Raw genomic sequence first — 26,323 nt, forward strand, 5'->3', positions numbered from 1 at the left:
TTTGCAGTTTAGATAGTTGCTGCAATGGCGTTCATTAACTACAGTAAAAATATCATTGTATTTTTTGCAATCAGCATAAGTAGTCATTATGGATTTATCACAACTGGATTTTGTAGCCGTATTATTAGCTGCCATGTCTTCTTTTATGTTAGGAGGCGTTTGGTATTCACCTTGGTTGTTTCAACGAGCCTGGTTAGAAGGCTGTGGATTAACGGAGCTGGATTTAAAAGCAACAAATCCAAAATGGGTATTTGGTGGCGGTTTTGTTTTATCTTTATTTATCGCTTTTGGCTTATCACTGTTTTTAGGACCACATCCACATTTAGGGGTTGCGGTAGGCGTTGGCTTTGCGGTTGGACTATGTTGGGTAAGCAGTGCCTTAGGGATGAGCTATATTTATGAACAACGACCACTAAAGCTGTTTTTAATCAATAGCGGTTACCATATTTTACAGTTTACTTTAATGGGCTTAATCTTTGGACTTTGGCCATAAGCTGTTAATCTATTCGCGTGTTTGTAGTAAAAGTAACAAAATAATGGCAAAACCGAATAAAAAAGGCCCTACTAAAACGGTCGATATTTTTTGTAGTCAATGTAAAGCTCCCCTATTCAAATATCGTAAAGGCGGCAAAGGGGCATTGGTTAAATGTTTTATCGAACGGATCAGTCAAGATTTCACCACTATTCCTTGCGTATGCCCCAACTGCTCACGCCCTTTTGCTCGAGAAGCAATTATCCGAGGCGCACCCGCGTATAAAATGATCGGCGGCAAAGTTACGTTTAAATGAACTCGCTAAAGCGGACATTTATCCTGTGCGCTTTTGGCGAGGCTGCTAAACTTACCCGGTTTGCTGTTTCAATGATTGAAAACAACCCTCCCCATGGAATGGGCCAGTTTGTTGGGTATGATTAAAAAGGATAGGGGACACCCGTGATTGCACTTTTATTTGATATTGTTGGTATGACAGGTACGTTTTTAGTGGTTGGCGCGTTTTTTATGCTACAACTGGGTAAAGCCACGCCAACAGGGCTTTTATATAACATGATGAATTTATCTGGCGCTATTTTGTTGCTTATAAGTCTTTGTTATAACTTTAATTTAGCAAGTTTTGTGATTGAAATATTTTGGATCGCAGCCTCATTAATTGGTTTATATAAATACCTAAAAGCTAAGCAGATTTCAGCTGTAGCCTAAATTTATAAATTAATAGAGAAAAACTCTCACGCCGTCGCGTATTTGTATTAATATTGTAAATAGCACGTTACTTATGATGTGCTAACTCCAATGAAAAATATAGGTGTAAAGCGGCGTAATGATTTTGAAGCAAACAGCATGTCTTTTTTTGTGTATTTATACAACTCCCTTATTGGCGAGCGAGGCTGAGGATTTATTTGCGCTTAGCTTTGAGGATTTACTTGACGTTCATGTCGATATTGCCTCAAAAACCTTAGAAACTCTCGCTTCAGCACCTTCAACCATCACCGTTTTTAATCGCCAAAAAATAGCCTCGCTTGGGGTGAATAATGCGTTTGAATTGATGAATTTTGTTCCTGGTATGCAATCTACTCGTGGTGATTGGGTAGGCGCTGTACCAAAAGATCACGCAAGAGGTGTTTACCTTGATAGCGGCAATATCTTAGTGATGATCAATGGTGAACGTTTAAATGAGTCATCATTTGGCAAAGCGTCAGTTTATATCCCTTATATACCTGTAGAAATTATTGATAAAGTTGAGTTCATACGTGGCCCTGGGTCTGCTTTATATGGCAGTAATGCATTCTTAGGGGTGATGAATATAGTGACTAAAAGCCAAAATAATGAAATGTCGCTGGCTGTGGGAAATGTAGGTCAAACCGGCGCTGCATTCTCGGTTAGTCATCAAGTTAATCAGCAAACACATCTATTTGCTAATGGCGCGTATAACCAGAAAAGTGGTAAGCGTTATCCACAAGGGGTAAACGATCCACTGCAATCAGTTTACTTTGAAGCGGGTGTCGATATCAATAAACTGGCTTTGAGAGCGCGTTATAATCAGGTTGAACTGAATGAGTTTTTAAACCTTGGTGGTTATTCTGACAGTAATCAACATCGTAGTGAGAATACTTTCCTATCTGTAGGTTATGATTGGCTTGAAACTGATACACGTACTTTGGCTACAAAAATAGCGTATGCACATCATCAAATACAAAGTGCTGGATTAATCGCACCTGCAGTAGCCTTACCCAATGCCAGCTATGATTTTTTTATTGGTCCTGATTGGCATACGACGGATTTAACAGTCAGTGTAGAGGCCAGTCAGCAATTTAATAATGGTTGGTCAATTAATTCAGGCTTGCAATATAGCCACGCAGAGCAACATAAAGCGGACTTACGTGTTAATTATTTTGATATTAACAGCGGTGAAATTATTGTTGAAGATCCGTTTTATCAAGGGGGGATTGTTACAATCAGTAATTATGCGCCATTTCAGAGTTTGCAATCTACCTTTGAAACCCGAAGTATTTATGGGCAAATCAAAGTGCCTTTTGCTGAGCAATTGACCTTATTTTTAGGGGCACGTTATGATGATGTTAAAGCGATAGACAGTAAATTATCGCCTCGCATTTCCGCAATCTACTCACCAACTCGCGCGCATACTTTTAAATTACAATACGGTGAATCGTTTCGCACTCCTGTGACGAATGAATTGTATTCAGATGATGATGTGACTAAGGGCAATCCAAACTTAAAGTCTGAATATGTTAAAACCACAGAGCTTGTTTGGCGCTACGAGGGACAAGATTGGCATATTAATTCGGTGCTTTTTTATAATCAACTTGTTGATTTTATTAATCTAGTGCCAAATTCAGCTGCCAATAATCAGTTTACCTTTGAAAATCAATTAGATGACATTAATCGTGGTGTTGAATTAGATAGCATGATCCACATTACTAGTGATTTATCAGTGGAAGCGACCTACAGCGAGTATTTTGATACGCCAATTAAGCCAACGTTTAAGCGCTTTGCTAGTGTGATTGCTAATTATCATCATCAGCAATGGGTGCTGAGCCTCAATAGTGTTTGGCGCGATGCCGTCAGTGGCCCGACAATGACAAGCGACTTTACTCAACCGGCTTACTTTTTGCTCGGCGGGGCTGTGAGTTGGCAATTTTCTGCACGCAGTGAAATTAGTTTTAAAGCCCATAATCTCTTAGGTAAGCACTACCGTGTGTACGATCCAAGAGTCACAGATGGTGCTGTTGCTGGTGTCGGCAGTGAATACTCGTTACACTATCAAATCAAATTTTAAGTTTTAGGGACGCTCAGGTGTGCCCTTTGGTTGAACATGCTGCGTTTTCCCCGAAAAATATTAATCGCTGTTGTCATTTTAATCAGTGTATTGTTGCTTAGTTTTCTATTTGGCCGACACTATGATTTAAGTCAAGCAAAGCAGCAAGCTGAACTCCAAGTGGGTCAATTGCGTAATTATCTTGATACCGAACTCTCTCGTTTTGCAACTATTCCTCATTTAGTTACTGATAACCAGTTACTCACTGCATTTCTCAGTGATACTGATCAGCCCGTGCAGCCTATTAATAATTACTTGGCTGATATCCAACAAGCCAGTGGTGCATCAGACGTCTATGTACTTAATCGTGAAGGGGATGTTATTGCATCGAGCAATTGGCAACTTGATTACAGTTATATCGGTAATAACTTTGCATTTCGTCCGTATTTTTCTCAGGCATTGGCGGGTAACAAAATTGCCTATTTTGCTCTTGGTTTACGATCTAAAGAGCGTGGCATTTATTTTTCTGAACCGATTTATCGCGATGGCCAAGTAATAGGTGTGGTCACCTTAAAAGTGAATGTATCTAAGTTTGAAACTGATCGACAATTACTGAATGCGTCCCACGCTAGCCATTTTTATTTAAGCTTAGACGATAATATTATTGCTATGTCCGATAGCCCATCATGGCGACTCAATTCGTTGCATAGCCTCACAGCAGCAGACTATCAACACTTTACGACAAGCCGACGCTACCTAGAGTATGTACCAAAAGTTATCACTGCTGAGCACATTACTAGCCAAGGGATGCCCCTGTTATACGTTAATGATGCGAATAAACGCAGTAAATATGTGCCTGCAAGTGCGCCGATTGAGCGACTTAATGCAAAAATAACTGTGCTTGTTGATATATCGTCGGTGAATATTAATCAACTAGGACGATTGTTTTGGTTGAGTGTGATTTATGCTGGGGGGTTAATGCTTTTTTACAGTTTAATGGCACGTTTTGCCGGCTATAAAAAATTACTTTTTTCTCGTCATAGCCTTGAGCAAGAAGTTATAGAGCGCACCCATGCACTCGAAAAAGCACAAACAGCGCTGGTGCAAACAGCCAAATTGGCCACCATAGGTCAACTTAGTGCTGGTATCAATCATGAGATTAACCAACCCTTGAGTGCTATGAGTACGTATTTGGTTAGTGCTAAGCGCTTGATTGCCAAAGGTGATATTGCAAAGGCCGCTGAAAATATTGTTATTGTGCAATCGCTGATCGAACGAGTACATAAAATTGTTGGACAATTAAAGCACTTTAGCAAACCAGCACAAACACAGTTAAGGGAGCAAAGCTTAAGCCAGCTACTTAAAAATGCCATGGTGATCGCCTCCGCGCAATTAAAGCAGGATGATGTCAACGTTAACGCCGCTGATATTGCTGACACTGTAAAAGTATGGGTTGATGGCATTAAATTTGAGCAAGTATTAGTGAATGTGATCACCAATGCCAGCCAAGCAATGGCTGACAGCACAGTGCGAGAGCTGAGTTTTGAGATAGAGCAGTTTGACGACCGCGTTAAGCTGTCTATTTTGGATACTGGGCCTGGTATCGAGTTACATGCGCTTGGGACTATTTTTGAGCCTTTTTATAGCACTAAATCAACTAATGGCCTTGGCTTAGGGCTATCTATTTCTAAGCAAATTATTAATTCATTTAATGGCTGTTTAAGTGCGCATAATCGCCCTGGCGGTGGTGCTCAATTCATTATTACCTTAGCAAGTACTAAAGGAGCGTTATGAATACGTTAGCAACTGATTGTAAACAGGTCATTGTTATTGATGACGAAGCGATGATCCGCGATTCACTTGACCAATTGCTGACCCTCGAAGGCTATCAAGTACAGTGTTTTAGTGATCCAATGAGTGCTTTATCAAAACTTAATCGTCGTTTTAACGGGGTGGTGCTCAGTGATATTAATATGCCGAAAATGGATGGACTGGCTTTTTTAGAACAAGTTCAAGCATTTGATAGCGAATTACCGGTGATCTTTCTGACTGGATTTGCTGATGTATCAGTGGCTGTTAAAGCAATGCAATTAGGGGCTTACGACTTATTTGAAAAACCTCTCACTGAGCAGTTATTAGATTGCATTGCCAGAGCGTGCGATAAGCGTGCCTTGGTAATGGAAAACCGTGCTTTAAAATTAGCGGTAGAAAAAACGTCAGCCCCAGGTGTGCGGATCTTAGGGGAAACCGTGCAAATGCAGCAAATGATGCATCTGCTCAATGCGGTGATCGACACTCCCGCAGATGTGATGATTGAAGGTGAAACTGGCACCGGTAAAGAGTTAGTTGCACGCTTTTTACACGATCAAAGCAGTCGTTCAAACTGTAATTTTGTGGCAATTAACTGTGGTGCCATACCAGAGCAACTGATTGAAAGTGAACTATTTGGTGCGGCCAGTGGCGCGTTTACAGGGGCAACACACAGTCGCCAAGGTAAGTTTGAGTTTGCTCAAGGTGGTACGGTGTTTTTAGATGAGATAGAAAGCACACCGGCATCATTACAAGTAAAGTTACTTCGCGTTTTAGAAGAGCGAAAAGTGACCCCCGTCGGCGCTAATACCGCGGTTGACTTAGACATACGTATCGTTGCGGCAACCAAAGTTGATTTATTATCCTTGGTCGAAAAAGGGGACTTCAGAGCTGACTTATATTATCGACTCAATTTAGTGAGGGTAAGTATTCCGGCATTGCGTGATAGGAAAGCTGATATTCCTTTATTATTCAAACATTTTAGCTCTATTGCCGCGACTCGTTTTCATAAACCTCCGGCTCCTCTAAGTAGCGATATATTACAGCGTTTACTTAGTTACCAGTGGCCAGGTAATGTCAGAGAGCTTAGAAACCAAGCTGAACGAGCGGTGCTGCTGGGTGCTGAATTAGCGTTCGCCAATACCGAAAATAATAATGGCAGTGAGTTATCGCCCGATCTGAGTTTGGCGGAAAAAGTGTGCTTTTATGAGCAATCTTTAATCGAAGAAGCCCTTGAGCGCCACCAAGGTAGTATTAAAGAAACTATGAATACCTTACAGATTGCTCGTAAAACCTTGTATGACAAAATGAGTAAATATGGCCTCAATCGTGACATGTTTATTGATTAACCAGAGCTTTGCTTAAGTGATTTACCTGCTCAGCTTAATTTGATGGGTGGAAACAGTGACACAGACGCTTTGATAGTGTGTGGGATCCCGCACACTTTATTGTAAGTATAATTTAATTTTAAATTTAACTATCTGAATATATTAAACTTTACTTTTTTATAAGCAGTTGGCAGTAAACTTGCCTTTATTAGCGGGAACAACAAATGATCCTAACAATAAGGGCACACAATGATAATAATAGACAAAAAGCTAACCCCTGTTTTTGTAGCAACGAGTTTTGCAGCAGCTTGCTTTGGACAAAGTGTTCATGCTGCAGAGTATGACATTTATGGTAAAGCAGAAGTACAAATTGCTAATACTGACAACGGTGTAATGCGCTATGCTAAAAAAGGAACGCAAATCGATGCGCCTTTTTCACGCATTGGTGTGAAAGGGCAACATGTACTCACTGACTCGTTAAAAGCGGTATTTAAATACGAAGTGCAAGTAAAGGGCTTTGAGCACGATGATACCGATGAGCCATTTAGTGCCCGTAATACATATTTAGGTTTAGCGGGAAATTTTGGTGAAGTTGTAGTTGGTCGAAACGATACACGCTTTAAGTATTCAGAAGGTAAAGTTGATAACTTCAATGAAACTCAAGCCGATATTGCTCAATTACTACCGGGTCAAGATCGCCTTGGTGATACCATAACGTATAGTTCAAAATCATATGCGGGTGCTCAGCTATCACTTACCTATGCTTTGAAGGATGACAGTGCCAATAATGAAGCCGGTTATGCCGCTACGTTAATTTATGGTGACCGTGGTTTAAAAAATAAAAATTATTATGTGGCGATCAGCCATATTGATTCACTCAATAATATCAACGCCAGTCGCATCGTTGGCGCGTGGCAAAAAAATGATTTACAACTAGGTGCTATTTACCAGCACAGTGAGTCAGTAGATGGTACTAAATCAGGAAACGGCTATGTGTTGAGTGCCAGTTATACCATTGACAAATGGCAGCCAAAACTACAATTTGCCAGTGATGACTCAACTATTCGCCAAAGTACTAAGGGCAGCCAGTGGACTGCAGGTGTGGATTATTTATTTGATAAACAAACTACCGCGTACTTATTCTATACTGACTTAGATTTGCAACAGCAAACGGATAGTAGCTTAGCCCTTGGCTTAAAGTATAAATTTTAAAGGGGTTGAATATGAGCACACAAACTTTAGACGATAAACCTGAAAAAAATCCAATGATACAGATCTTGCTGCTGTTATTGGGCCCTGCGGTCATGTTACTTACGTGTTTGATCGATCCTCCTGCTGGCATGAGTACCGCTGCTCTTCGTACTTCAGGATTAGCATTTTGGATGGCATCATGGTGGGTGAGTGAAGTAGTTCCTATCCCAGCTACGGCGCTATTGCCGTTGGTATTTTCTCCGTTGGCTGACATTGCTGCGATAAAAAGTGTCGCTGCACCGTATGCGCACCCCTTAATATTTTTGTTTTTAGGTGGCTTTTTAATTTCCATTGCGATGGAACGTTGGGGCTTACACAAGCGCATTGCTTTACGTACTATGCTCTACGCGGGCTCAAAACCGAGTTTGCAGATATTAGCGATGATGTTAGTAACGGCATTCTTATCAATGTGGATGTCAAATACTGCAACAGCAGTGATGATGTTACCTATTGCTATGTCTATCACCCATTTAGTGCAAAAATCTAATCCAAATAATAATGGTTTTGGTAAAGCACTGTTACTTTCTATTGCTTATGGTGCCAGCATTGGCGGCATTGCAACATTAATTGGTACGCCACCGAATGCATTGATGGCCGCTTATTTATCAGATAGTTATAAAATTGAAATTGGTTTTGCGCAATGGATGATGGTGGGTGTGCCATTGTCACTGACTATGTTGATCATCTGTTGGTTGTGGCTGACCAAGTTTGCTTACAAAGTTGATAAAACGGATGAAAAATCTAAAAAAGTCGACACCAAGTCACTATTTAGCTCGCAGTTAAAAGGTCTTGGCACCATGCAACGCGCTGAGAAAGGGGTGTTATGTGTGTTTTTATTTGCAGCTGTGTGCTGGATATTTAGACCTCTGATCGCTGATTTTTCTGGTTTAAAAATATCGGATACCGGTATTGCCATTGCCGCAGCATTATTATTATTTGTTTTGCCTGCTAATAAAGGCAGTGATGAACGTATTCTTGACTGGCAAAGTGCGGCAGGAGTTCCTTGGGGAGTGTTATTGTTGTTTGGTGGTGGCTTAACCCTAGCGGCACAAATAAAGTCATCAGGTTTGGCTGAATACATAGCTCATATGATTGAAGGCGTCAGCGCCATTCCATTAGTATTGAGTGTATTAGCAATTGCAACCTTGATCACTTTCTTAACTGAGATCACCAGTAATACAGCAACCGCAGCTGGATTTTTACCACTTCTTGGCCCTGTCGCTGAGTCAGTCACAGGTTCGCCATTGGTCTGGGTTATTCCTGCGGCTATAGCCTGTAGTTGTGCGTTTATGATGCCTGTAGCGACCCCGCCTAATGCCATTGTGTTTGGTTCTGGGCAAATTCAAATGCGGGATATGATCAAAGCCGGCTTTGCATTAAATATTGTTGCAATTGCGCTGATCACATTTGTCACTATGACCCTTGCTGCATCGGTATTTAATTTTTAAGTAATTCAAAGTTACCCAACCGGAGCGCTATTCGTTTGTTGATAGCGCTCTATATTGCCCCTGCTAAGAAACAAAGTTATAGTGGTTAAATCTTTATTTTGTTTATGAGTATGCTTTTGTCTGACACTGGCACTGTATGTAACCCTGAGCTAAAAGCGCAATTTGATGAAATGCAGCTGCATTTTGATGCCCAGCCATATTTAGCATTATCACAGCGGATCCGTTTATTAAAATCTTTAAAACGTGAACTGTTGGCATTAGAGGCTGAATTGGTAGCTGCAAGCTCGAAAGACTTTGGCTTTCGCACTGCTTTTGATACGATTTTGGGTGATATACTGCCTACGGTCAAAACGATCAGCCACACCATCAAGCATTTACCTAAATGGGCAAAAAATTCACCACGAAAAGCGGGTTTGAGCCTAGCGCCATCAAAAGTTGCTGTGAGCTATCAACCCAAAGGAGTGGTGGGAATAATTTCTCCATGGAATTACCCAATTCAATTATCAATCGTGCCGGTGATAACCGCAATTGCCGCAGGTAATCGGGTATTATTAAAGGTCAGTGAATTTACTCCGCACACCAATCAAGTAATCAAAAAACTATTTATCGGCGAGCTTAGCGAACATTGCGCAGTGATCGAAGGTGAAGCGCAATTAAGTCAACAGTTTAGCTGTTTGCCATTCGCACACTTATTTTTTACCGGCTCTACAGCTGTAGGGCGCCATGTTATGGCCGCTGCGAGTAAAAACCTTACCCCAGTAACTCTTGAGTTAGGTGGCAAATCGCCCGTTATCATTACCGCGCAAGCGGATATAGATAAGGCGGCTAAAGCTATTTTATTTGGTAAAATGACCAATGCAGGGCAAATTTGTGTTGCCCCCGATTATGTTTTAGTGCCGGAAAACTTACAGCATCAGTTAGTCAGAAGTCTCTGTAGCTTATATAAAAAACATTATAACTTAGGTGTCGAGGGTAAAAATTTAACCTCGGTTATTAATCACCACCATTTTCAGCGTTTAACCGATTTATTGGCAGATGCACAGCAACAGGGCGCACAGATAATTAAGCCGTTAGATGAAAACCAAAGCGACGAACATAAGCATCGTCTTGGTTTGCACATTGTGACTGATGTGAATGACAATATGAAGTTGATGCAAGAAGAACTGTTTGGACCAATTCTTGCGATTGTCAGTTATCAAGCTTTACCTCAGGCGATTGCATACATAAATCAACGTCCTCAGCCGTTAGCTTTGTACATAATGGGGCAAGATAAACAAATCAATGAAGGTATTCAACAGCAAACACAAAGTGGTACCTTCGCAATAAATGACACCTTAATGCAGGTGACTGCTGATGATGCGCCATTTGGTGGCTTAGGTCCTTCTGGGATGGGAAACTATCACGGTATAGAAGGCTTTTTAACCTTTAGCCATGCACGTAATACATTGAAAACGAGTGGTTTTAATCCTAAATTAGGATTGTTGTTGGCGCAAAATAAGATATTGATTAAAATACTTAAATGGTTGTACTTGCGGCCATAAATTGGCGTTAAGTACAATCCAATAGCGTTTTAACTGGCAGTTAAAACATCCGATCTTCGCCCGCATACAGCCCAGCTTGGATTTTTTCATACAATGCATCAGCTTTTTCTTTGGCTTCTGCAATTTGCGCAGGCATCAGCTTGCGCTCATCTAGCTTGCGACTGTGACTGGCATCTAAATTACCATTATACTCAGCAACAGTGTTCCAGATGTATGATTTTTCGATGTTTTTTTCGACTCCATGGCCTTCGAAATACATCAGCGCCATATTAAACTGTGCTAGCGTATAATTATTACCAGCGGCTTTTTCATACCATTTAATAGCTTCTTTATAATCTTGCGCAACGCCATCGCCGTTGGCGTACATCACACCCAAGTTAAACTGAGCAGCAGGTAAGTTTTTTGCCGCGGCTTGCTTAAAGAGTGAAACTGACATTTGTTTATCAAGTTTAACGCCTTTACCTTCTTGGTAAAGTACAGCTAATGCAAACATTGAGTCGACGTGGTTCTTTTTAACGCCTTGCTGGTAAAGTTCAGCAGCTTTGTGATAGTCGCGCGTTACGCCGTGGCCACCTTCATATAGCTGCCCTAGCTCGTAAATTCCTGGTGCAAAGCCTTTTTCTGCAAGGTAGTTAAACTCTCTAAGTGCATCTTCAAATTGACCTTCATTGGCTGCGCGGATCCCTTCTTCAAGTCCCGCATGAGCAACACCACAGATGCTAAGTGCACCGACCATCAACAATATCTTAAACTTCGGCTGCCACATGACAATACCTCCAATTAGCGTGTTACTGTTTAATTTTAGTCCCAACAACCACAATTGCCCAGCTTCGCACTATAAATGATAAAACTTAGACATAAGATACAGATATTACAGAAAATTTAAAGGAATAAAAAAAGCCCCTGATGGGGCTTTTTGGGTCATATCAACCGTCACCGATATGAGCAATGTAGCAAGTGAGTGTGATCTTTTAATTATATTACTTGGGTCGAGTAAGTAATATGCTCGAAGCGTCACCATCTTCATCAACAACTTTGTACTAAAGGGGCCCAGCATCCTTACTGGTCGATCTTCCCTAGGGCACTGAGGTCGGTACGTTCAATTCTTACAAGAAGCGCAAACGTGTCGTGTTGGGCTGCTTGGTGTTGATGCGATCGATTATTACTTGTATTTGAATGTGCGTCAATAGCTAAATGATAATTATTTCTATTTGTTCGGTTTTATTTTAATTACCTCATTTACATAATGCGCTAAGTTGATTAACGTAGTGCTATAAAGAACCGTAAGAAAAATAAAAATGTCGATAAAAAACATGTGCTTGAATTATACATCCGCAGTAGTTGGTGTGTTGCTATTAGCTCTGACTGGATGCTCAGCTACATTTACCTACAATAATATAGGCTGGTTATCGGCGTTTTGGATTGATGATTACGTTGATTTATCGAAGCAGCAAAGCAAACAAGCTAAAGACTTAATTAAGAAAAGTCGGGATTGGCATCGTAAGACGCAATTACCTTTGTATCGACAGGATCTGTTGGCATTACAAAAGCTACTTGATGAAGACCCTTCAGAGCAAGCATTATTAACGTATTTTCAAGGCTTTAAAACACATTGGCAATCGTTAGTTATGTATGTAAGAGACGATCTTATTGAACTTACTATTGGTTTATCCACGGAGCAAAGAGAAGAATTTGTTGCTGCCATTGCAGAGGATATAACAACAGAAAGTGACGAGTATAATGAACAAACCCCAACACAGCGTGAGCAAGATCGCCTTGAACGTCAGTTAGATACTTATAAACAGTGGCTTGGTAAACTGAGTGAACAACAAGTGTCTTTGATCACCCAAGCGAACAGCGAATTTCAAGCAACATTTTTATTAAGGCAAGCTTACAAGCAAACTCGGCTGGATAAACTCAAACAGGTATTTTTTGATAGCCAACTTAGCCGCGATCAGTTTATTAGCCAATTATCAGCTGTCATTACTGAGCGAGAGGTGTTTATGAGTGACGAATTAATTCGCTTAGATGCTGAAAATTCAAAGCGCTATGCGCGTTTACTTGTGAGTTTAAGAGCCACGTTGACAGCAAAACAGCGCCAGCATGCTAATGCTGAGTTCTCCGATATGTTAGAAGATATAGAACAATTAATTAATGATGAATAGGCTGTTAGTTACTAAGATCTTAATTTTAAAAATTTTTTATAAAAATGAATATATCAAAAACAAATAGAGCTTGTACTCTTTCAATTAACCGTTAGACTGACTTTTTTTCGTTCGAATTAAAGTTAATCAATGGATATCGCAGCCTTAGATAGCGCTCAAGTATTACGTGAAAATTTACTGAAATGGATTTGTTTCTGTTTCGGAATTTTAGCGAGTGTTTTTACCTATTTTAATCTTTTTATTAATGACTTTTACTCATTAGGGATTTTAGAAGGGGTTTTTGCTATTTATTGTTTTTATACTTTTAACTATGCTCGGACACGAAAATTTCAGACTTGGCAGCCGTTATTATTGTGCCTTTGTATTATGCTATTAGTAATCTTGGGCACTTACCTTGCTGTTGTTAAGAGTGGCCTGTTCGTCTGGACTTTTACTTTACCTATATTATTTTATTTATTGTTAGGTTGTAAGTGTGGTTTTTACCTATCGTTGTTATTAGTGTGTGTACAAACGGCTGTGTTTATTAGTAAACCCTCCTTAGCACCATTTTCAGAGCTTAACCTGTACCTAAATATGAGTTTTAGCTATGTGATAGTTTGGGTTACTGCGCATATTTTTGAAGCGAGCCGAGCACAATTTTCAGAGCGACTAGAAAACCTTGCCTTGTTAGATCCGCTGACAAACACCGGCAACCGTTTAGCAATGAACCATTACTTTGAAGTTGAGTTGGTAGACAAAATTAATTTATTTATTATGGTGCTAGATCTTGATTACTTTAAAAAAGTAAATGACGAATTTGGTCATGATGTGGGCGATCAAGTTCTGGTTGAAATTGCCACTATATTAAGAGAAACACTTAACAAGGGGCGAGTTTTTCGTACTGGCGGCGAAGAGTTTGCACTGTTCATTCCTGATTCAAATCAACAAGAGTCTTATCAAATTGCTGAAAATATCAGAGTCGGTTTGCAAAGTACGGCTATCAATGTTGGTGCGCGTGAAATAAGTTTAACAGCAAGTATCGGTTTAGCTGCTTATCGTGATGGCGATAGCCTAAAACAAGCGATTAAAGCAGCAGATGAGCAACTTTATTATGCAAAAAAACATGGTCGAAACAATGTTTATTTTGACTCACAGCAATACTCAGCAAAACTAGAACAGGTTTCTTAACCTAGATACATGTGCTCGAAACCGGGAATGTTACTTTCCCAAAGTGGTGTTTCTTTACCTAAGTGATCACGTATCGCATCAAAAAATAACCGTGTTCTTACAGGTAAATCACGGTGTGGATATACCGCGTACATCGCACTGTATTCTTGTAATTTGATGTCTGTTAATAAGGGCACTAAACGTCCTTGCTTTATTTCATCATTAATGATAAATGCTGGCGCGAGCACATAGGTTGTTCCAGAAAGCGTTTTATCGAGCAGTACCTCGGCATCATTGGCTCTAAACACACTCTTAATTTTTTGCTCTTGCGGTAGACCATATTGATCTACATAACGAATACCCTCAACGCGCAACGAAGTGCTGGAATAACTGGCTGCGGGTAAATCAATTAAGTCCTCTATTTTACTTGGCAATCCATACGTTTGAATAAACTCAGGTGCGGCTAATATTAGTAATCTATTGCGCGCAATTTTACGTGCGATCAGTGATGAGTCTTTTGGCTCACCGACCCGAAAAGCAAGATCAAAGCCTTCAGATACCAGATCAACTAACTTATCATCGAGTCTTAGTTCAACTTCTACTTGCGGGAAGCGTTTTTGAAAATCATTAATTACAGGTTGTAGATAACGCCTGCCGATAATGGTTGATGAAGTGATTTTTAATACACCGCGTGGCTCTTGGTGATAATTCTCGGCTAAACGCACAGTTTCACCTAGTAGTTGCCTCAACTCACTGGCCTTTTTAATCATTTCGGCCCCTGCAGCTGTCAGTGAAAATGAGCGGGTGGTGCGGTTCAGTAAACGTACTCCTAAATCATCTTCGAGACGACTTATTTGTTTTGAGATCACTGAACGATCAATATTACGGGTTTCTGCTGCTTTAGCGAATGAGCCTCGCTCAACGACTTCTAACAACATCAATAAGCGACTTGTGGTATCCATTAATTACTCACCAATATTTAATTGATGCCATATTGGCATTAATGAATTTAAAAATCTATGGTTTTTGTCCACAAAAATGTTCCGTAACATAGAAAAATACACTAAATGGAGCGTCGTCATGAACAAACACTTAATAGCTATTGCAGTTTTAGGGGCATCACTTGCCCTCACCGGTTGTGCAGAAGAGCCTGCTCAACAGAGCAATCAACCACATCTTCAACCAATAGATGTTGCCTCAGTGATCATTAAGCCAGTGCAAAACTGGCACACCTACACTACGCGTTTAGAAGCGCCGGAAGAAGTATCACTTATGCCACGTGTTGCCGGAGTTATTGAGCATATTGCGTTTAATGAGGGCGACGAGGTTAAACAGGGTGACTTACTGTTTAAACTTGACGCTCGCCCATATGCTGCGGTTGTAGCAAGTTTAGAGGCACAAGTAGTCAGTGCTGAAGCCGCTTTATCGCAAGCGCAAAGTGAAGCTAAAAGAGCGGTGCGATTAACCGAGCGAAAAGCGATTTCAACAGAGCAAGCGGAATCACGTACGTCAACGTTACGCCAACGTGAAGCACAACTTGCGGCCTTAAAAGCCCAGCTAATTGCAGCTAATTTAGATTTAGAATTTACAGATATACGTTCACCCATTGATGGTGTGATCTCGCGTGCAAATATTACCAAAGGTAATAATGTGCTTGCAGGGCAAAGTGTACTGACTTCAATCGTATCAAATCAAACTATGTATGCTTACTTTGATGTTGATGAACGTACTTGGAATAGTTCATTTGATGAAGTAACCGCCGCTGCTCATCAGCAAGTAGTCATGCAAAAAGTTGGTCAAAATGGCTTTGCACACACCGGTTATATCGACTTTATTGATAATCAAATCAATGCAGCAACAGGTACTTTGCGAGTTCGTGCACGATTTGATGAAAATACCGCCTTACGCGCCGGTTCATTTGCACGTATTAAGTTAGCGGCCAATGACGTTACAGAGCAAGTTATTGTGCCTGATAGAGCAATTGGCACCGATTTGAAAAATCGCTTTGTGCTCACTGTAGGTGAAGGCAATATTCTTGAATATAAACTGGTTACAACCGGTGAGCGCTATGGCAGTTTTCGCGCTATTACCTCGGGCTTAAAAGCTGGCGATGTGATTGCGGTTAATGGTCCTGCGCGTGTTGGACCTGGCATGCCGATTTCACCTAATACAGTGACCCTAGACACCACCGGTGTTGCTTTTACGTTATCGCCAACGGCGCAGCACACACTTATGGCTAAGAAGTAGGACGAATAATGAAATTTTCTCACTTTTTTATTCAACGACCGATATTTGCAGCCATGCTGTCATTGGTGATTTTAATTGCCGGTGGTATTTCGTTGTTTCAACTGCCGGTCAGTGAGTATCCTGAAGTTGTTCCGCCGACAGTTGTGGTAACTGCGAACTACCCAGGAGCAAATCCAACCGTAATAGCACAAACTGTGGCCACTCCATTGGAGCAAGAGATCAATGGTACTGAGAACATGTTGTATATGTTTTCCCAAGCGACCAGTGATGGGCGTATGACACTGACGGTAACGTTTTCATTGGGAACGGATTTAGATCGTGCGCAAGTACAAGTACAAAATCGGGTTAACAGTGCTTTGCCGCGACTACCACAAGAAGTGCAGCGCTTAGGCGTCGTCGCTGAAAAATCATCACCGGATCTAACCATGGTGGTACACTTATTCTCACCGGAAAAAACACATGATACAGCGTATCTATCTAACTACGCTGATTTATATGTGAAAGACCAAATTGCACGTTTGAGTGGCGTAGGCGATGTAAAATTATTTGGTGGTGGTCAATATTCAATGCGAGTGTGGCTTAACCCCGATGCATTAGCAGCACGAGAATTAACTGCAATGGACGTCGTCAACGCATTGCGTGCGCAAAACCAACAAGTTGCAGCGGGTAGCTTAGGTGCACAACCTGCTTCAACAGACAGTCAATTTCAAATATTGTTAAATGTAAAAGGGCGCTTAAACAGTATTGAAGAGTTTCAGCAAGTGATCATTAAAGTGGGTGAACAAGGTCAATTAACACGTCTAAGCGATGTTGCACGTGTCGATTTAGGCCAAAATACTTACTCACTTAGAGCTGAACTTGATAATCAACCAGCGCTGGCGATGCCGATATTTCAACGTCCTGGCTCTAATGCGATTGAGCTTTCAGATCAAGTACGCGAAACCATGGCGCGTTTATCGAAAGATTTTCCAGCTGGTGTTGAGTACGACATTGTCTACGACCCTACGGTATTTGTTCGCGGCTCGATTGATGCGGTGATCAAAACGTTACTTGAAGCTATCGCGTTAGTGGTAATTGTAGTGGTGTTATTTTTACAAACCTGGCGTGCTTCGATTATTCCGCTTATAGCTGTGCCAGTTTCACTAATTGGTACTTTTGCGGTGATGCAGTGGTTAGGGGTCTCGATCAATACGCTGTCGTTATTTGGTTTAGTACTTGCCATAGGTATTGTGGTCGATGATGCTATTGTGGTGGTCGAAAACGTTGAACGTAACATTGAACAAGGTTTATCACCTCTGGAAGCAACGCGCGTGGCGATGACTGAAGTGACAGGGCCTATAATCGCGATTGCGTTAGTGTTGTGTGCAGTGTTTATTCCTACCGCGTTTATTAGTGGTTTATCAGGTCAATTTTATAAACAGTTTGCGTTAACTATTACTATTTCAACGGTTATCTCAGCATTTAACTCATTAACTTTATCACCGGCGTTGGCGGCACTATTACTTAAAAGTCATGATGCTAAACCGGATGCGCTGACGCGTTTATTAAATCGTTTATTTGGTCGCTGGTTATTTGCACCCTTTAATCGAGTATTTGACCGTGGCGCCAAAGGCTATCAAAAGCTGGTACAAAAACTAATGCGCATGAGCGTGGTAGTGGTGATTGCATACGTGGTTTTATTAGGCGGAACAATTAAGCTATTTGATGCCGTGCCGGGTGGTTTTATTCCTGCACAAGATAAGCAGTATTTAGTTGCGATAGCACAATTACCTGATGCAGCGAGTTTAGACCGTACTCAAGATGTGGTTAGGCAAATGCAAGAAATTGCACTGCAAGTACCAGGGGTTGCTCACACAGTTGCCTTTCCTGGCTTGTCGGTAAATGGTTTTACTAACAGTCCTAATAGCGCCATTGTATTTACACCGCTAGAAGCCTTTAGTGAGCGAAGCGATCCTAGTAAATCGGCGATGGCTATTGCGGCACAGTTAAACCAGCGTTTTAGTGCCATTGATGAAGCATTTGTGGCTGTATTCCCACCGCCGCCAATTCAAGGTTTAGGCACCACGGGTGGGTTTAAACTGCAAATTGAAGATCGCGGTAATAAAGGCTTTGAAACACTATTTAACAGTTTGCAAACGGTGATTACTAAAGCTCAGCAAGATCCTGCGTTAATGGGGCTCTATTCAAGTTTTAGAATTCAAGTACCACAAATGGATATTGATATCGACCGAGAGCAAGCGCTTATTCAAGGTATTCCATTGGATGAAGTATTTAATGCGTTGCAAGTGTATTTGGGCTCAATGTACGTTAATGACTTTAATTTATTTGGCCGTACGTACCAAGTTAATGCCCAAGCTGATGCTGATTTCCGCCTTGATCCAGAACAAATATTGAATCTAAAAGTGCGCAATAACCAAGGGAATATGGTGCCATTAGGTTCGGTATTAACGGCAACGCCTACAACAGGTCCTGATCGAGTGATGCATTACAATGGTTACCCAAGTGCAGAGCTTAATGGTAGTCCAGCGCCTGGTTACAGTTCAGATCAAGCACAGCAGGCAATTGAGCTGATCTTGGCTGATAATTTACCTACGGGTATTGAGTACGAATGGACCGAAGTTACTTTTCAGCAAATTCTAGCGGGTAATACCATGGTCTACGTATTCCCATTAGTGGTGTTATTAGTGTTCATGGTATTGGCTGCGCAGTATGAAAGCTTACGTCTCCCACTGGCTATTATTCTTATTGTACCAATGACAATATTCTCAGCATTAATGGGTGTATGGTTGGTTGGCGCTGATAATAATATTTTCACGCAAATAGCATTGATTGTATTGGTTGCCTTGGCTTCTAAAAATGCCATTTTAATGGTGGAGTTTGCACGCGATAAAAATAACCATGGGTTGAGTCATTTCGACGCTATTTTAGAAGCTTGTCGGATGCGTTTACGACCTATCTTAATGACGTCAATTGCCTTTACTGCGGGTGTTATTCCCTTAGTATTAGCAACGGGAGCTGGAGCAGAAATGCGCCATGCAATGGGCAACGCAGTGTTCTCGGGTATGATTGGTGTAACCGTGTTTGGTTTATTATTTACCCCTGTATTTTATATTTTGGTAACTAAAACCCGTAAAGTGACTACGCAGGAGCAAATTAATGAGTAAGTATAAGTTAACCGCTCTTGTTGTGGCGGGTTTATTAAGTGGCTGCGCCAGTAAAATTGATGAGCAGCAACAGCAAAATCAGCTACAAGAATTTGTTGCAAAAACACAAATCGCAGCACAATTACAAGGTCAAGATGAGCTTAACTGGTGGCAGCAATTAAATTCAACCCAGTTAAATAATCTAGTGCTCAGTGCGCGCGCTAATAATCATGATTTGCACACTAGTCAGTTGCAGTTACAAAGCGCGCTTGCTCGTTTAGGTGGGCAAAAAGCACAGTATCTTCCCCAAGGTGCAGTGGCAGTTGATGCCACTCGCTCAAGTACTGGTAACGTTAACACGCGTCAATCGGAAGCCAATGTTAACCTTGATTGGCAACTTGATTTATTTGGTAAAATAACTGCGCTTGTTGATGCTGCGAATGCAGGGGCAATGAGTCAAGCGGAACAATTACGTGCTTTGCATATTGAAGTTGTTACCTCTGTGGTAAAAGGGTTTGTCAGTTTTCAAGGTAATAAGCAAAAACAGCAGATCATTAACCTACAAATTGAAGCATTAGAGCAAAGTATTGCGGTTCTGCGGGCTCGCGTTGAGGAAGGGGTCGCTAATGAGCTTGATTTAAATCGAACCTTAGCACAATTGAAGCAGCAGCAAGCTTTGTTGCCAGATATTGAATACGCGCAATTTCGTGATCTAGCAACGCTTGCGACGTTAACAGGGCAGTTACCTGCTGATCTAACCTTAGTTGATGAGCAAGCGCTGTTTGAGCATGCATTTACTGTAAGTTTAGCCACCCCAAGTGATGCCATTGCACTGCGTCCTGATATTAGCCAAGCATTATTTGAATTTAGCCAAGCTAATTCATTAAGCGTGGCTGCGAGTAAAGCATTATTACCTGATATCAGTTTAACGGCGTTTGCAGGTGTATTGAGCTTAGATAACAACCAGCTTTCTGACACTACGCAGCAATGGCAAGTTGCCCCACGCATTCAGTGGTCATTATTGAGCTACCCTGCGTTATTGGCGCAACGTGATGCTCAGCAATATCTCAGTGAAGCCGCTTACAGCCAATATCAACAAGTGGTGTTGGAGGCATTAGCGCAGAGTGAACTTTCACTGCAGTTATTAGTCAAACAAACTCAACAACTAGGCTATGCCAAAGCACGTTATGAGTTTGCTAATAATGCCTTTTTACAAGCGCAGGCGATGTACCAAGAAGGGCAAATACCTTACTTAGAGTTGTTAGATGCGCGACAGGATGTTTTAATAGCGCAGGAAAATGCAATTGACTCAACGATTTCATCATTACTTGCTAAAGTAGACACTTACCAAGTATTTAATGGTCGTTGGAGTTATGCGTTAGTTAATTAAGTTAAGTTGAGTTTTTGATGCCACATACTGATCTTTTATCAACAATCCCCGCGACAATGCGTGCGATTGCGTTACTTGAACCTAATGAACAGATTAATTTATCTGAGCTTGAATTGCCGGTGCCTGATGTTGTAGACAACGAATTGTTGATAAAGGTTGAGTATGTTGCGTTGAATCCGGTTGATGCGTATTTTGCTAAACAAGGTTTTTGTAAATGGCACTATCCTCATACCCTAGGCCTTGATGCTGTAGGGGTGGTGGTAAAAGCCACTAAAGGGGTATTTCCAAGTGTCGGTACTCGGGTTATGTGGCATGGTAATGTTGGCGACCAAGGGGTGTTATCACAATACGCTAAAGTGCCTAACTTTGCTGTATCGCAAATTCCTGACAGCGTTACGTTACAGCAAGCCGCGACATTACCCTGCGCAGGGATGTCGGCATTAATAGCTCTTGATAAACTGCAATTAACCGAAGGTGATTCACTTTTAATTGAAGCTGGTGCGGGGGCCGTCGGTCAGTTCGCCATTCAATTTGCCAAACAACGTGGTGCTACGGTATTTACCACCGCGAGCAAACGCAACCATAAGCTTGTTAAACAATTGGGTGCTGATGTGGTGTTTGATTACAACGATAAAACGCTTAGCGATAAAATTCGTAAAGAACTTGGTCCACAAGGCTTTGATGCAGTGCTCGATTCGATTGGTGGTGAAACCACGGTACGTAATGTTGAATTAATGCGTTTTTGTGGCCGTATTGCGTGCTTAAATCCACTGCCTAAGTTTGAGCAGGAGCTGATGTTCAGACGTGCGCCAAATATAGGTATTGTTTCTTTAGGTGGAGCGTGGTTAGCAAACAGTTTATGTGCTCAGCAAAAAATGAGTTTTATGGGCAATTTATTGCTAGACAATTTAGCCAGTGGCAGTATCAAAATACCGCAGATCATTGAGGTTGAATTTAACGCCAGTAGTATTTCACAGGCGCTGAATAAACAAATTGCTGGTGGCTTTACCGGAAAGCAGGTAGTGAAAATTAGCCATGATTAATTATTAACCGTGATTCATAATCTTTAAGCCTCGCAATTGCGGGGCTTTTTGTTATTGTTTAAGATTATCAACTTAGAGGGAAACATGGCATTTACAGATTTTTATCGACTCAGCGCCCATGGGGTGATCACTAATGCCAGCGGGGAGGTTTTGCTGCTAAAGGCAAGCTATGGTGAGCTAAGCTGGGGATTACCTGGTGGCGCCTTAGATGTCGGTGAAACTGTACATCAAGCACTCATACGCGAATGCCAAGAAGAGCTCGGCTGTGAAGTGAAAATTGAACACTTAACCGGTATTTATTATCACAAAGCGTTTAATTCTCATGCTTTTATTTTTAGAGTTAGTTTGTTAAAAGATGCTGTGATCACGCTCAGCGATGAACACTTAGCACATCGTTATTATAAATTGTCGGAGCTTTCCAAGGTTCAACAACATCGTGTCGCAGCCTGTTTAAATTATACCGGTACAGTTGATAGTGCTGCATTTTAATTTAGCTTAAACGATCACTATCATTAATAGGAAAACGAGATATGAATACGCAACGTTTAATTCTTCGCCATGGCCAGCTAAGTGATGCGTCGTTTATCTTGAGCTTATTAAATCAGCCCAGCTTTTATCGTTATATTGCTGATAAAGGCATTTATACCAAACAACAAGCCGAAGATTATTTACAAAAAACCTTTATTGATGGCCACCAACAGCAAGGTTTTGGACCTTATATTGTGGCAAATAAACAAGGCGTTGCCATGGGCATGGTGGGCTTATTCCAACGAGAAGCACTAGCAGTGCCTATGAAGCGGCTGCAAAACTATTACACGCGTATCAAGGTAAGTTCAGCTACATTGCCGCGATAGCCGATGCTAACAATACCGCTTCGCATGGGTTATTAAATAAACTCGGGTTTGGGTATATAGGCAAAGCAGTGCTTAATAATGATGGCACTGCTTTAGTGGTGTTTATTCTTGAATAAGAACACTCAGGGTAGTTGCTACCTGTTGATTAATATTCTGCCAGTTTTGCTCTAAGCTTTCGACGAGGCCTTCGTAATCATCACCAGTTAAAGGGTTAACCTCACTAAAATAATGAATTGTTTTTAAAGAGCGGCCATTTTCAAACGACGTATAATATAGGCGCCACAAACCAGAAATATCCGCATTACCTTGGTTATCACCATTGAAATGATGTAGCTCATATTCTAATTCATAATAACTTTGCTGATCTTTATCTGTTATAACAGGTAATCCTTTGACCACCATCCAGTTATCAAGCGTGGTAAATAATGTTTGATGGGCGCTAGCTGTTAGCATTTGATCTGGCGCTTCACTCCATAAGTGATAATTAGCAGCATTGACCTGATTATTATCCATTTTCATTGCAATACCACGGTTATTTAATGCGCCTCGTAAACTTACTGTGTTGATCCGTAATTGAGCTGATGTGTCAGTGCTACTGCGCTGCATTGGTTTAATACTTTGCTCAAACTGGTAGTATTTAACGGGTGTATTAAGTGATTGGCTACAACCTGATAATAATAGCACCCCAATAACAGCAAAAAATTGTATACGTAAAAATGTCCGCATTATTGTTTCCTCGGCGTTGGATCGGCAGGCAATGATTTATCAAAAATAAACATATTTGGTTGCTCATTTAAGCCACGCGAGAGTGGCTGTAGCTCTTCACTTAAACGCTTAAACTCTGAGAGTGTTTGTTGTAATTGCTGATGAAATGAGGAGCCTTGTTGATAACTGGCCATGGTTTTTTCAAACTGTTTCATGGTGACATCAAATTGCTGCATACTTTTTGTCATTTCAGCAAAATTACGATTAATATCACCGGGTAAATTTTGGGTATCTTGTTTACTTAACAATGTACGCATTTCATTCGCCAGCGCTTGGTAATCAGCAAACGCGGAATCAATTTGCGCTAAGCTGTCTTCAATTTTTAAATTATTTACTTTATTTAATACGTCAGACACTTGATCTGCTAATACGGTAATGCCACTGGAGACACTCGGAAATACTTGATATTGAGACAGTGTTTCTAACTTAGCAGCTGGGGCATCGTGGTAGATATCAAAATCGACATACACAGCGCCAGTAAGCAAATTGCCTGGTTTTAAAGAAGCGCGCATGCCATTTTTGATCCAACCATCAACACTGCTTTGCCAAAATTGTTTGGCTGAGGCATTGTCATGGTAAATACGGCCATACTCTATTTTTATTAAAGCGGGCACTGCAGTATTATCAGTTCTAAAGTGTGCGGGTTTGCCATCGATCATCACATTCGCAGGTGCTTCTACAACAGTACCTACGCGCATGCCACGATATTCAACCGGTGCGCCGGCACGTAAACCTCGAATAGACTGCTCAAACTCAATTAGGTAATAATCAAAATTATAAAAGCGTTCCTCAAGAGCATCTTTGTAACTATTACTAAGCGAAAAGCTATGACCTTCTTGAGCAAAATCACCCGGCGATTGTTGTTCAGGCAAACCAACCGAGATCCCTCCTTTTAATAACCTGCTTAATGAACCTGTTTTTACATTAATGCCATCGGCAGATAAATCAATTTCAACACCCGTATTGACCCAGAAAATAGAATTTAAGGTGATCAGGTTTTGATAAGGTTCGTTGATGAAAATACCATACTTCATCGCTTGATTCTTCCAATCAAATGTCGCTGTTTCAACTTGACCAATTTTATAATTCTTAAAAAATATACCGGTGCCGACATCCATAACCTCAGCATCATAGCTGAGTAATGAAAAGCGACCGCCTTTGACATCTTTATCAATCAGCGCTGGCTCTTCTTGTAATTTAAAATGCTCTTTTGTTTTACTACTTTCACCTGGTGAAAATTCTAAATATACACCCGATAGTAACGTGCTCATACCGCTGATACCCGTTTCATCAATACGTGGTTTTACTACCCAGATGTTGGCGTCTTCCGTGAGTAAACCATCATAATGTTTATCAATTTGAGCTCGAGCAATCACACTGTTTTTAGTATCAGAGAGGCGAACGTGATCAATTTGGCCGATTTTCACACTACGTACTTTTATTTCAGTCTTGCCTGCCACGATACCCTCAGCATGAGGCATTGAAATATAAATGGTTGCGCCTTTATTAGCTTGGTATTGGTAAAGCATCCACACACCAACGAGCAAAGCTATAACCGGTATGATCCAAATCGCAGAAATAATAGGTTCTTTTTTTATATTAGCTGTTTCACTCATGCTGTTTCTCTAATTTATGGTCTTTTTATCATTGTTTGGCGAATCCCATAATAGCCGAGGGTCAAACGCGTGTGCTGCAAGCATTTGGCAAATCACCATGATAGTAAAAAATACAGTGCCTAAACCTGGCGTTACTGACATTAAATTTCCTAATTGCACTAAGGCTACTAGAATCGCGACAACAAATACATCGATCATAGACCACTTACCAATAAACTCGGTTAATTGATAGACTTTCGTATAGCCTTTTGTCTGGCCGTTAGCGGGTTTGCTAACCAAAAAGCATAAAAATGTTAAAATGAGCGCTTTAGCTAATGGTACTACTACACTCGCTAAAAAAATGATTAATGCAATAGGGTATGAGCCAGCTTGCCACAGTGTTATTACCCCACCAATTAATGTTGAGGGGGATTCATCCCCCAAACTAGTGGTGTACATTATTGGCAATAAATTTGCCGGAATATAACAGGCAATTGAAGTTATTAACCATGCCGTTGCTTTTTGTACGCTGTGGGGGTTTCTGATATGGGTTTTGCTATTACAGCGAGAACAGTATTCGCTATCGCTTAGTTGATGGCAGACATGACAGGCTCGAATGTTACTATCTATGGCACGATAAGAAAGTTTTGCGGCTGCAATTTCAGCCTGAGGCTGTACTTGATCCCATAATCGAGCACGATTTAAGTGTGCTAATGAGCCAATATAGAAGAGTACAAACGCGGCATAGGCCCAAAAACTAACGCCAAAGCTGACTTCCGCTAGCGACATTATTTTTACCATGCTGACCAATACACCGATTAAAAATATTTCTGACATTATCCATGGCTCTAGCGCTAAGGTGAATTTGAGTAAGCGTCTGGCAATCGTTTGTGGAAGTACTTTAAGTAAGCCTAAATGCAGTGGGATCAAAATAGTGAGTAATGCCATTGGTAAACCAATAATACTAACATCAATAAAAATGCCTAATAAATCGCTGTCGTAATTAAACAAAATACGAGCGGCATCGGGCAAGGTAATCGTCTGTGTAATGCCATTACTACTAAATGAGATAAATGGATAAAACATACTGCTTAGCAGCATGAGTAAAGCACTAATACTGAGTGCTACAATACGGCTGTCATAATTTATATTTGCTGCGCATAGTTTACTGTGACAATGTGGACAGACAGCCATTTGTTTTGCAACTATGTGCGGGATATCAATAATCAAGTCACAATTAGGGCAGGCAGTTTGCAAATTAATAACCACTTAGAAGTATCTTAGATCAAGTTTGCATCAATTATATGCTAAATACAAATGCGAAATTGG

At 40.9% G+C, this 26,323-nt stretch carries 22 protein-coding genes; 17 read left to right on the forward strand and 5 right to left on the reverse strand.

Going from position 1 to position 26,323, the window contains the following annotated elements; genetic code table 11:
• Positions 1 to 88 precede the first annotated feature (88 nt).
• From PVK79_RS09175 to PVK79_RS09215, 9 genes are all read left to right on the forward strand, one after another.
• Positions 89 to 493 carry a DUF1761 domain-containing protein gene (locus tag PVK79_RS09175; protein WP_145236169.1) on the forward strand — a complete coding sequence of 135 codons (405 nt, stop codon included), beginning with the start codon at positions 89 to 91 and terminating at the stop codon, positions 491 to 493.
• A 43-nt stretch (positions 494 to 536) separates the two neighbouring features.
• On the forward strand, positions 537 to 788 hold the full coding sequence (locus PVK79_RS09180) for a hypothetical protein (protein ID WP_149980101.1): 252 nt from the start codon (positions 537 to 539) through the stop codon (positions 786 to 788).
• Between the two features lie 143 nt (positions 789 to 931).
• A complete protein-coding gene (locus PVK79_RS09185; RefSeq protein ID WP_145236163.1) occupies positions 932 to 1,195 on the forward strand; it encodes a CBU_0592 family membrane protein in 264 nt (87 codons plus the stop codon).
• 118 nt (positions 1,196 to 1,313) lie between these two features.
• A complete protein-coding gene (locus PVK79_RS09190; RefSeq protein WP_257326501.1) occupies positions 1,314 to 3,290 on the forward strand; it encodes a TonB-dependent receptor in 1,977 nt (658 codons plus the stop codon).
• 36 nt (positions 3,291 to 3,326) lie between these two features.
• Positions 3,327 to 5,063, forward strand: a complete 1,737-nt coding sequence (locus tag PVK79_RS09195; RefSeq protein WP_257326502.1) for a sensor histidine kinase — start codon at positions 3,327 to 3,329, stop codon at positions 5,061 to 5,063.
• Complete coding sequence (locus PVK79_RS09200) at positions 5,060 to 6,427, forward strand: sigma-54-dependent transcriptional regulator (protein WP_145236154.1); 1,368 nt, start codon at positions 5,060 to 5,062, stop codon at positions 6,425 to 6,427. The genes PVK79_RS09195 and PVK79_RS09200 overlap by 4 nt, the downstream gene beginning before the upstream one ends.
• Before the next feature lie 228 nt (positions 6,428 to 6,655).
• Positions 6,656 to 7,618 (forward strand): porin, encoded by a 963-nt coding sequence (locus PVK79_RS09205; RefSeq protein WP_145236151.1) that lies wholly within the window; start codon positions 6,656 to 6,658, stop codon positions 7,616 to 7,618.
• Between the two features lie 11 nt (positions 7,619 to 7,629).
• Positions 7,630 to 9,105, forward strand: coding sequence for an SLC13 family permease (locus PVK79_RS09210; protein ID WP_145236148.1), 1,476 nt, complete (start codon positions 7,630 to 7,632; stop codon positions 9,103 to 9,105).
• Between the two features lie 110 nt (positions 9,106 to 9,215).
• The gene (locus PVK79_RS09215) at positions 9,216 to 10,646 is read left to right on the forward strand and encodes a coniferyl aldehyde dehydrogenase (protein ID WP_274804076.1); all 1,431 of its coding nucleotides are present in this window, start codon (positions 9,216 to 9,218) and stop codon (positions 10,644 to 10,646) included.
• 40 nt (positions 10,647 to 10,686) lie between these two features.
• Here the strand turns inward: PVK79_RS09215 and PVK79_RS09220 are convergent, their stop codons facing one another.
• On the reverse strand, positions 10,687 to 11,412 hold the full coding sequence (locus tag PVK79_RS09220) for a tetratricopeptide repeat protein (protein ID WP_145236141.1): 726 nt from the start codon (positions 11,410 to 11,412) through the stop codon (positions 10,687 to 10,689).
• A 532-nt stretch (positions 11,413 to 11,944) separates the two neighbouring features.
• Between PVK79_RS09220 and PVK79_RS09225 the strand changes: the two genes are divergently transcribed.
• Both PVK79_RS09225 and PVK79_RS09230 read left to right on the forward strand, forming a co-directional pair.
• Positions 11,945 to 12,811: a DUF6279 family lipoprotein gene (locus PVK79_RS09225; protein WP_257326504.1), complete on the forward strand. Its 867-nt coding sequence runs from the start codon at positions 11,945 to 11,947 to the stop codon at positions 12,809 to 12,811.
• A 129-nt stretch (positions 12,812 to 12,940) separates the two neighbouring features.
• A complete protein-coding gene (locus PVK79_RS09230) occupies positions 12,941 to 13,978 on the forward strand; it encodes a GGDEF domain-containing protein (protein WP_182758518.1) in 1,038 nt (345 codons plus the stop codon).
• On the opposite strand, the gene PVK79_RS09235 is transcribed toward PVK79_RS09230, so the two are convergent.
• A complete protein-coding gene (locus PVK79_RS09235) occupies positions 13,975 to 14,919 on the reverse strand; it encodes a LysR family transcriptional regulator (protein ID WP_145236132.1) in 945 nt (314 codons plus the stop codon). The genes PVK79_RS09230 and PVK79_RS09235 overlap by 4 nt on opposite strands.
• Before the next feature lie 118 nt (positions 14,920 to 15,037).
• Here PVK79_RS09235 and PVK79_RS09240 point away from each other — a divergent pair, with 118 nt between their 5' ends.
• From PVK79_RS09240 to PVK79_RS09265, 6 genes are all read left to right on the forward strand, one after another.
• Positions 15,038 to 16,204, forward strand: coding sequence for an efflux RND transporter periplasmic adaptor subunit (locus PVK79_RS09240; RefSeq protein ID WP_149980115.1), 1,167 nt, complete (start codon positions 15,038 to 15,040; stop codon positions 16,202 to 16,204).
• 8 nt (positions 16,205 to 16,212) lie between these two features.
• A complete protein-coding gene (locus PVK79_RS09245) occupies positions 16,213 to 19,368 on the forward strand; it encodes an efflux RND transporter permease subunit (RefSeq protein WP_182734104.1) in 3,156 nt (1,051 codons plus the stop codon).
• Complete coding sequence (locus tag PVK79_RS09250; protein WP_149980117.1) at positions 19,361 to 20,737, forward strand: TolC family protein; 1,377 nt, start codon at positions 19,361 to 19,363, stop codon at positions 20,735 to 20,737. The genes PVK79_RS09245 and PVK79_RS09250 overlap by 8 nt, the downstream gene beginning before the upstream one ends.
• 17 nt (positions 20,738 to 20,754) lie before the next feature.
• A complete protein-coding gene (locus PVK79_RS09255; RefSeq protein ID WP_274804077.1) occupies positions 20,755 to 21,780 on the forward strand; it encodes a zinc-binding dehydrogenase in 1,026 nt (341 codons plus the stop codon).
• An 84-nt stretch (positions 21,781 to 21,864) separates the two neighbouring features.
• The gene (locus tag PVK79_RS09260) at positions 21,865 to 22,269 is read left to right on the forward strand and encodes an NUDIX hydrolase (RefSeq protein ID WP_149980118.1); all 405 of its coding nucleotides are present in this window, start codon (positions 21,865 to 21,867) and stop codon (positions 22,267 to 22,269) included.
• A 41-nt stretch (positions 22,270 to 22,310) separates the two neighbouring features.
• Positions 22,311 to 22,634 carry a GNAT family N-acetyltransferase gene (locus PVK79_RS09265; protein ID WP_257326507.1) on the forward strand — a complete coding sequence of 108 codons (324 nt, stop codon included), beginning with the start codon at positions 22,311 to 22,313 and terminating at the stop codon, positions 22,632 to 22,634.
• 102 nt (positions 22,635 to 22,736) lie between these two features.
• Here PVK79_RS09265 and PVK79_RS09270 read toward each other — a convergent pair whose 3' ends face one another.
• From PVK79_RS09270 to PVK79_RS09280, 3 genes are read right to left on the reverse strand one after another with little or no spacing between them, the layout of a single operon-like run.
• The gene (locus PVK79_RS09270) at positions 22,737 to 23,360 is read right to left on the reverse strand and encodes a PqiC family protein (RefSeq protein WP_257326508.1); all 624 of its coding nucleotides are present in this window, start codon (positions 23,358 to 23,360) and stop codon (positions 22,737 to 22,739) included.
• Positions 23,360 to 25,015 carry an intermembrane transport protein PqiB gene (gene pqiB, locus PVK79_RS09275; protein ID WP_182734109.1) on the reverse strand — a complete coding sequence of 552 codons (1,656 nt, stop codon included), beginning with the start codon at positions 25,013 to 25,015 and terminating at the stop codon, positions 23,360 to 23,362. The genes PVK79_RS09270 and pqiB overlap by 1 nt, the downstream gene beginning before the upstream one ends.
• A 9-nt stretch (positions 25,016 to 25,024) precedes the next feature.
• Positions 25,025 to 26,251: a paraquat-inducible protein A gene (locus PVK79_RS09280; RefSeq protein WP_149980384.1), complete on the reverse strand. Its 1,227-nt coding sequence runs from the start codon at positions 26,249 to 26,251 to the stop codon at positions 25,025 to 25,027.
• Positions 26,252 to 26,323 lie beyond the last annotated feature (72 nt).

It is taken from the genome of Pseudoalteromonas rhizosphaerae, from assembly GCF_028885455.1.
GTDB lineage: Bacteria > Pseudomonadota > Gammaproteobacteria > Enterobacterales > Alteromonadaceae > Pseudoalteromonas > Pseudoalteromonas rhizosphaerae.

Excerpts from the sequence above, each read along its gene's own strand:
- PVK79_RS09175 (WP_145236169.1), top strand. The coding sequence starts at position 89 with ATGGATTTATCACAACTGGATTTTGTAGCCGTATTATTAGCTGCCATG.
- PVK79_RS09180 (WP_149980101.1), top strand. The coding sequence starts at position 537 with ATGGCAAAACCGAATAAAAAAGGCCCTACTAAAACGGTCGATATTTTT.
- PVK79_RS09190 (WP_257326501.1), top strand. The coding sequence starts at position 1,314 with ATGATTTTGAAGCAAACAGCATGTCTTTTTTTGTGTATTTATACAACT.
- PVK79_RS09195 (WP_257326502.1), top strand. The coding sequence starts at position 3,327 with ATGCTGCGTTTTCCCCGAAAAATATTAATCGCTGTTGTCATTTTAATC.
- PVK79_RS09200 (WP_145236154.1), top strand. The coding sequence starts at position 5,060 with ATGAATACGTTAGCAACTGATTGTAAACAGGTCATTGTTATTGATGAC.
- PVK79_RS09205 (WP_145236151.1), top strand. The coding sequence starts at position 6,656 with ATGATAATAATAGACAAAAAGCTAACCCCTGTTTTTGTAGCAACGAGT.
- PVK79_RS09210 (WP_145236148.1), top strand. The coding sequence starts at position 7,630 with ATGAGCACACAAACTTTAGACGATAAACCTGAAAAAAATCCAATGATA.
- PVK79_RS09215 (WP_274804076.1), top strand. The coding sequence starts at position 9,216 with ATGCTTTTGTCTGACACTGGCACTGTATGTAACCCTGAGCTAAAAGCG.
- PVK79_RS09220 (WP_145236141.1), bottom strand. The coding sequence starts at position 11,412 with ATGTGGCAGCCGAAGTTTAAGATATTGTTGATGGTCGGTGCACTTAGC.
- PVK79_RS09225 (WP_257326504.1), top strand. The coding sequence starts at position 11,945 with ATGTCGATAAAAAACATGTGCTTGAATTATACATCCGCAGTAGTTGGT.
- PVK79_RS09230 (WP_182758518.1), top strand. The coding sequence starts at position 12,941 with ATGGATATCGCAGCCTTAGATAGCGCTCAAGTATTACGTGAAAATTTA.
- PVK79_RS09235 (WP_145236132.1), bottom strand. The coding sequence starts at position 14,919 with ATGGATACCACAAGTCGCTTATTGATGTTGTTAGAAGTCGTTGAGCGA.
- PVK79_RS09240 (WP_149980115.1), top strand. The coding sequence starts at position 15,038 with ATGAACAAACACTTAATAGCTATTGCAGTTTTAGGGGCATCACTTGCC.
- PVK79_RS09245 (WP_182734104.1), top strand. The coding sequence starts at position 16,213 with ATGAAATTTTCTCACTTTTTTATTCAACGACCGATATTTGCAGCCATG.
- PVK79_RS09250 (WP_149980117.1), top strand. The coding sequence starts at position 19,361 with ATGAGTAAGTATAAGTTAACCGCTCTTGTTGTGGCGGGTTTATTAAGT.
- PVK79_RS09255 (WP_274804077.1), top strand. The coding sequence starts at position 20,755 with ATGCCACATACTGATCTTTTATCAACAATCCCCGCGACAATGCGTGCG.
- PVK79_RS09260 (WP_149980118.1), top strand. The coding sequence starts at position 21,865 with ATGGCATTTACAGATTTTTATCGACTCAGCGCCCATGGGGTGATCACT.
- PVK79_RS09265 (WP_257326507.1), top strand. The coding sequence starts at position 22,311 with ATGAATACGCAACGTTTAATTCTTCGCCATGGCCAGCTAAGTGATGCG.
- PVK79_RS09270 (WP_257326508.1), bottom strand. The coding sequence starts at position 23,360 with ATGCGGACATTTTTACGTATACAATTTTTTGCTGTTATTGGGGTGCTA.
- pqiB (WP_182734109.1), bottom strand. The coding sequence starts at position 25,015 with ATGAGTGAAACAGCTAATATAAAAAAAGAACCTATTATTTCTGCGATT.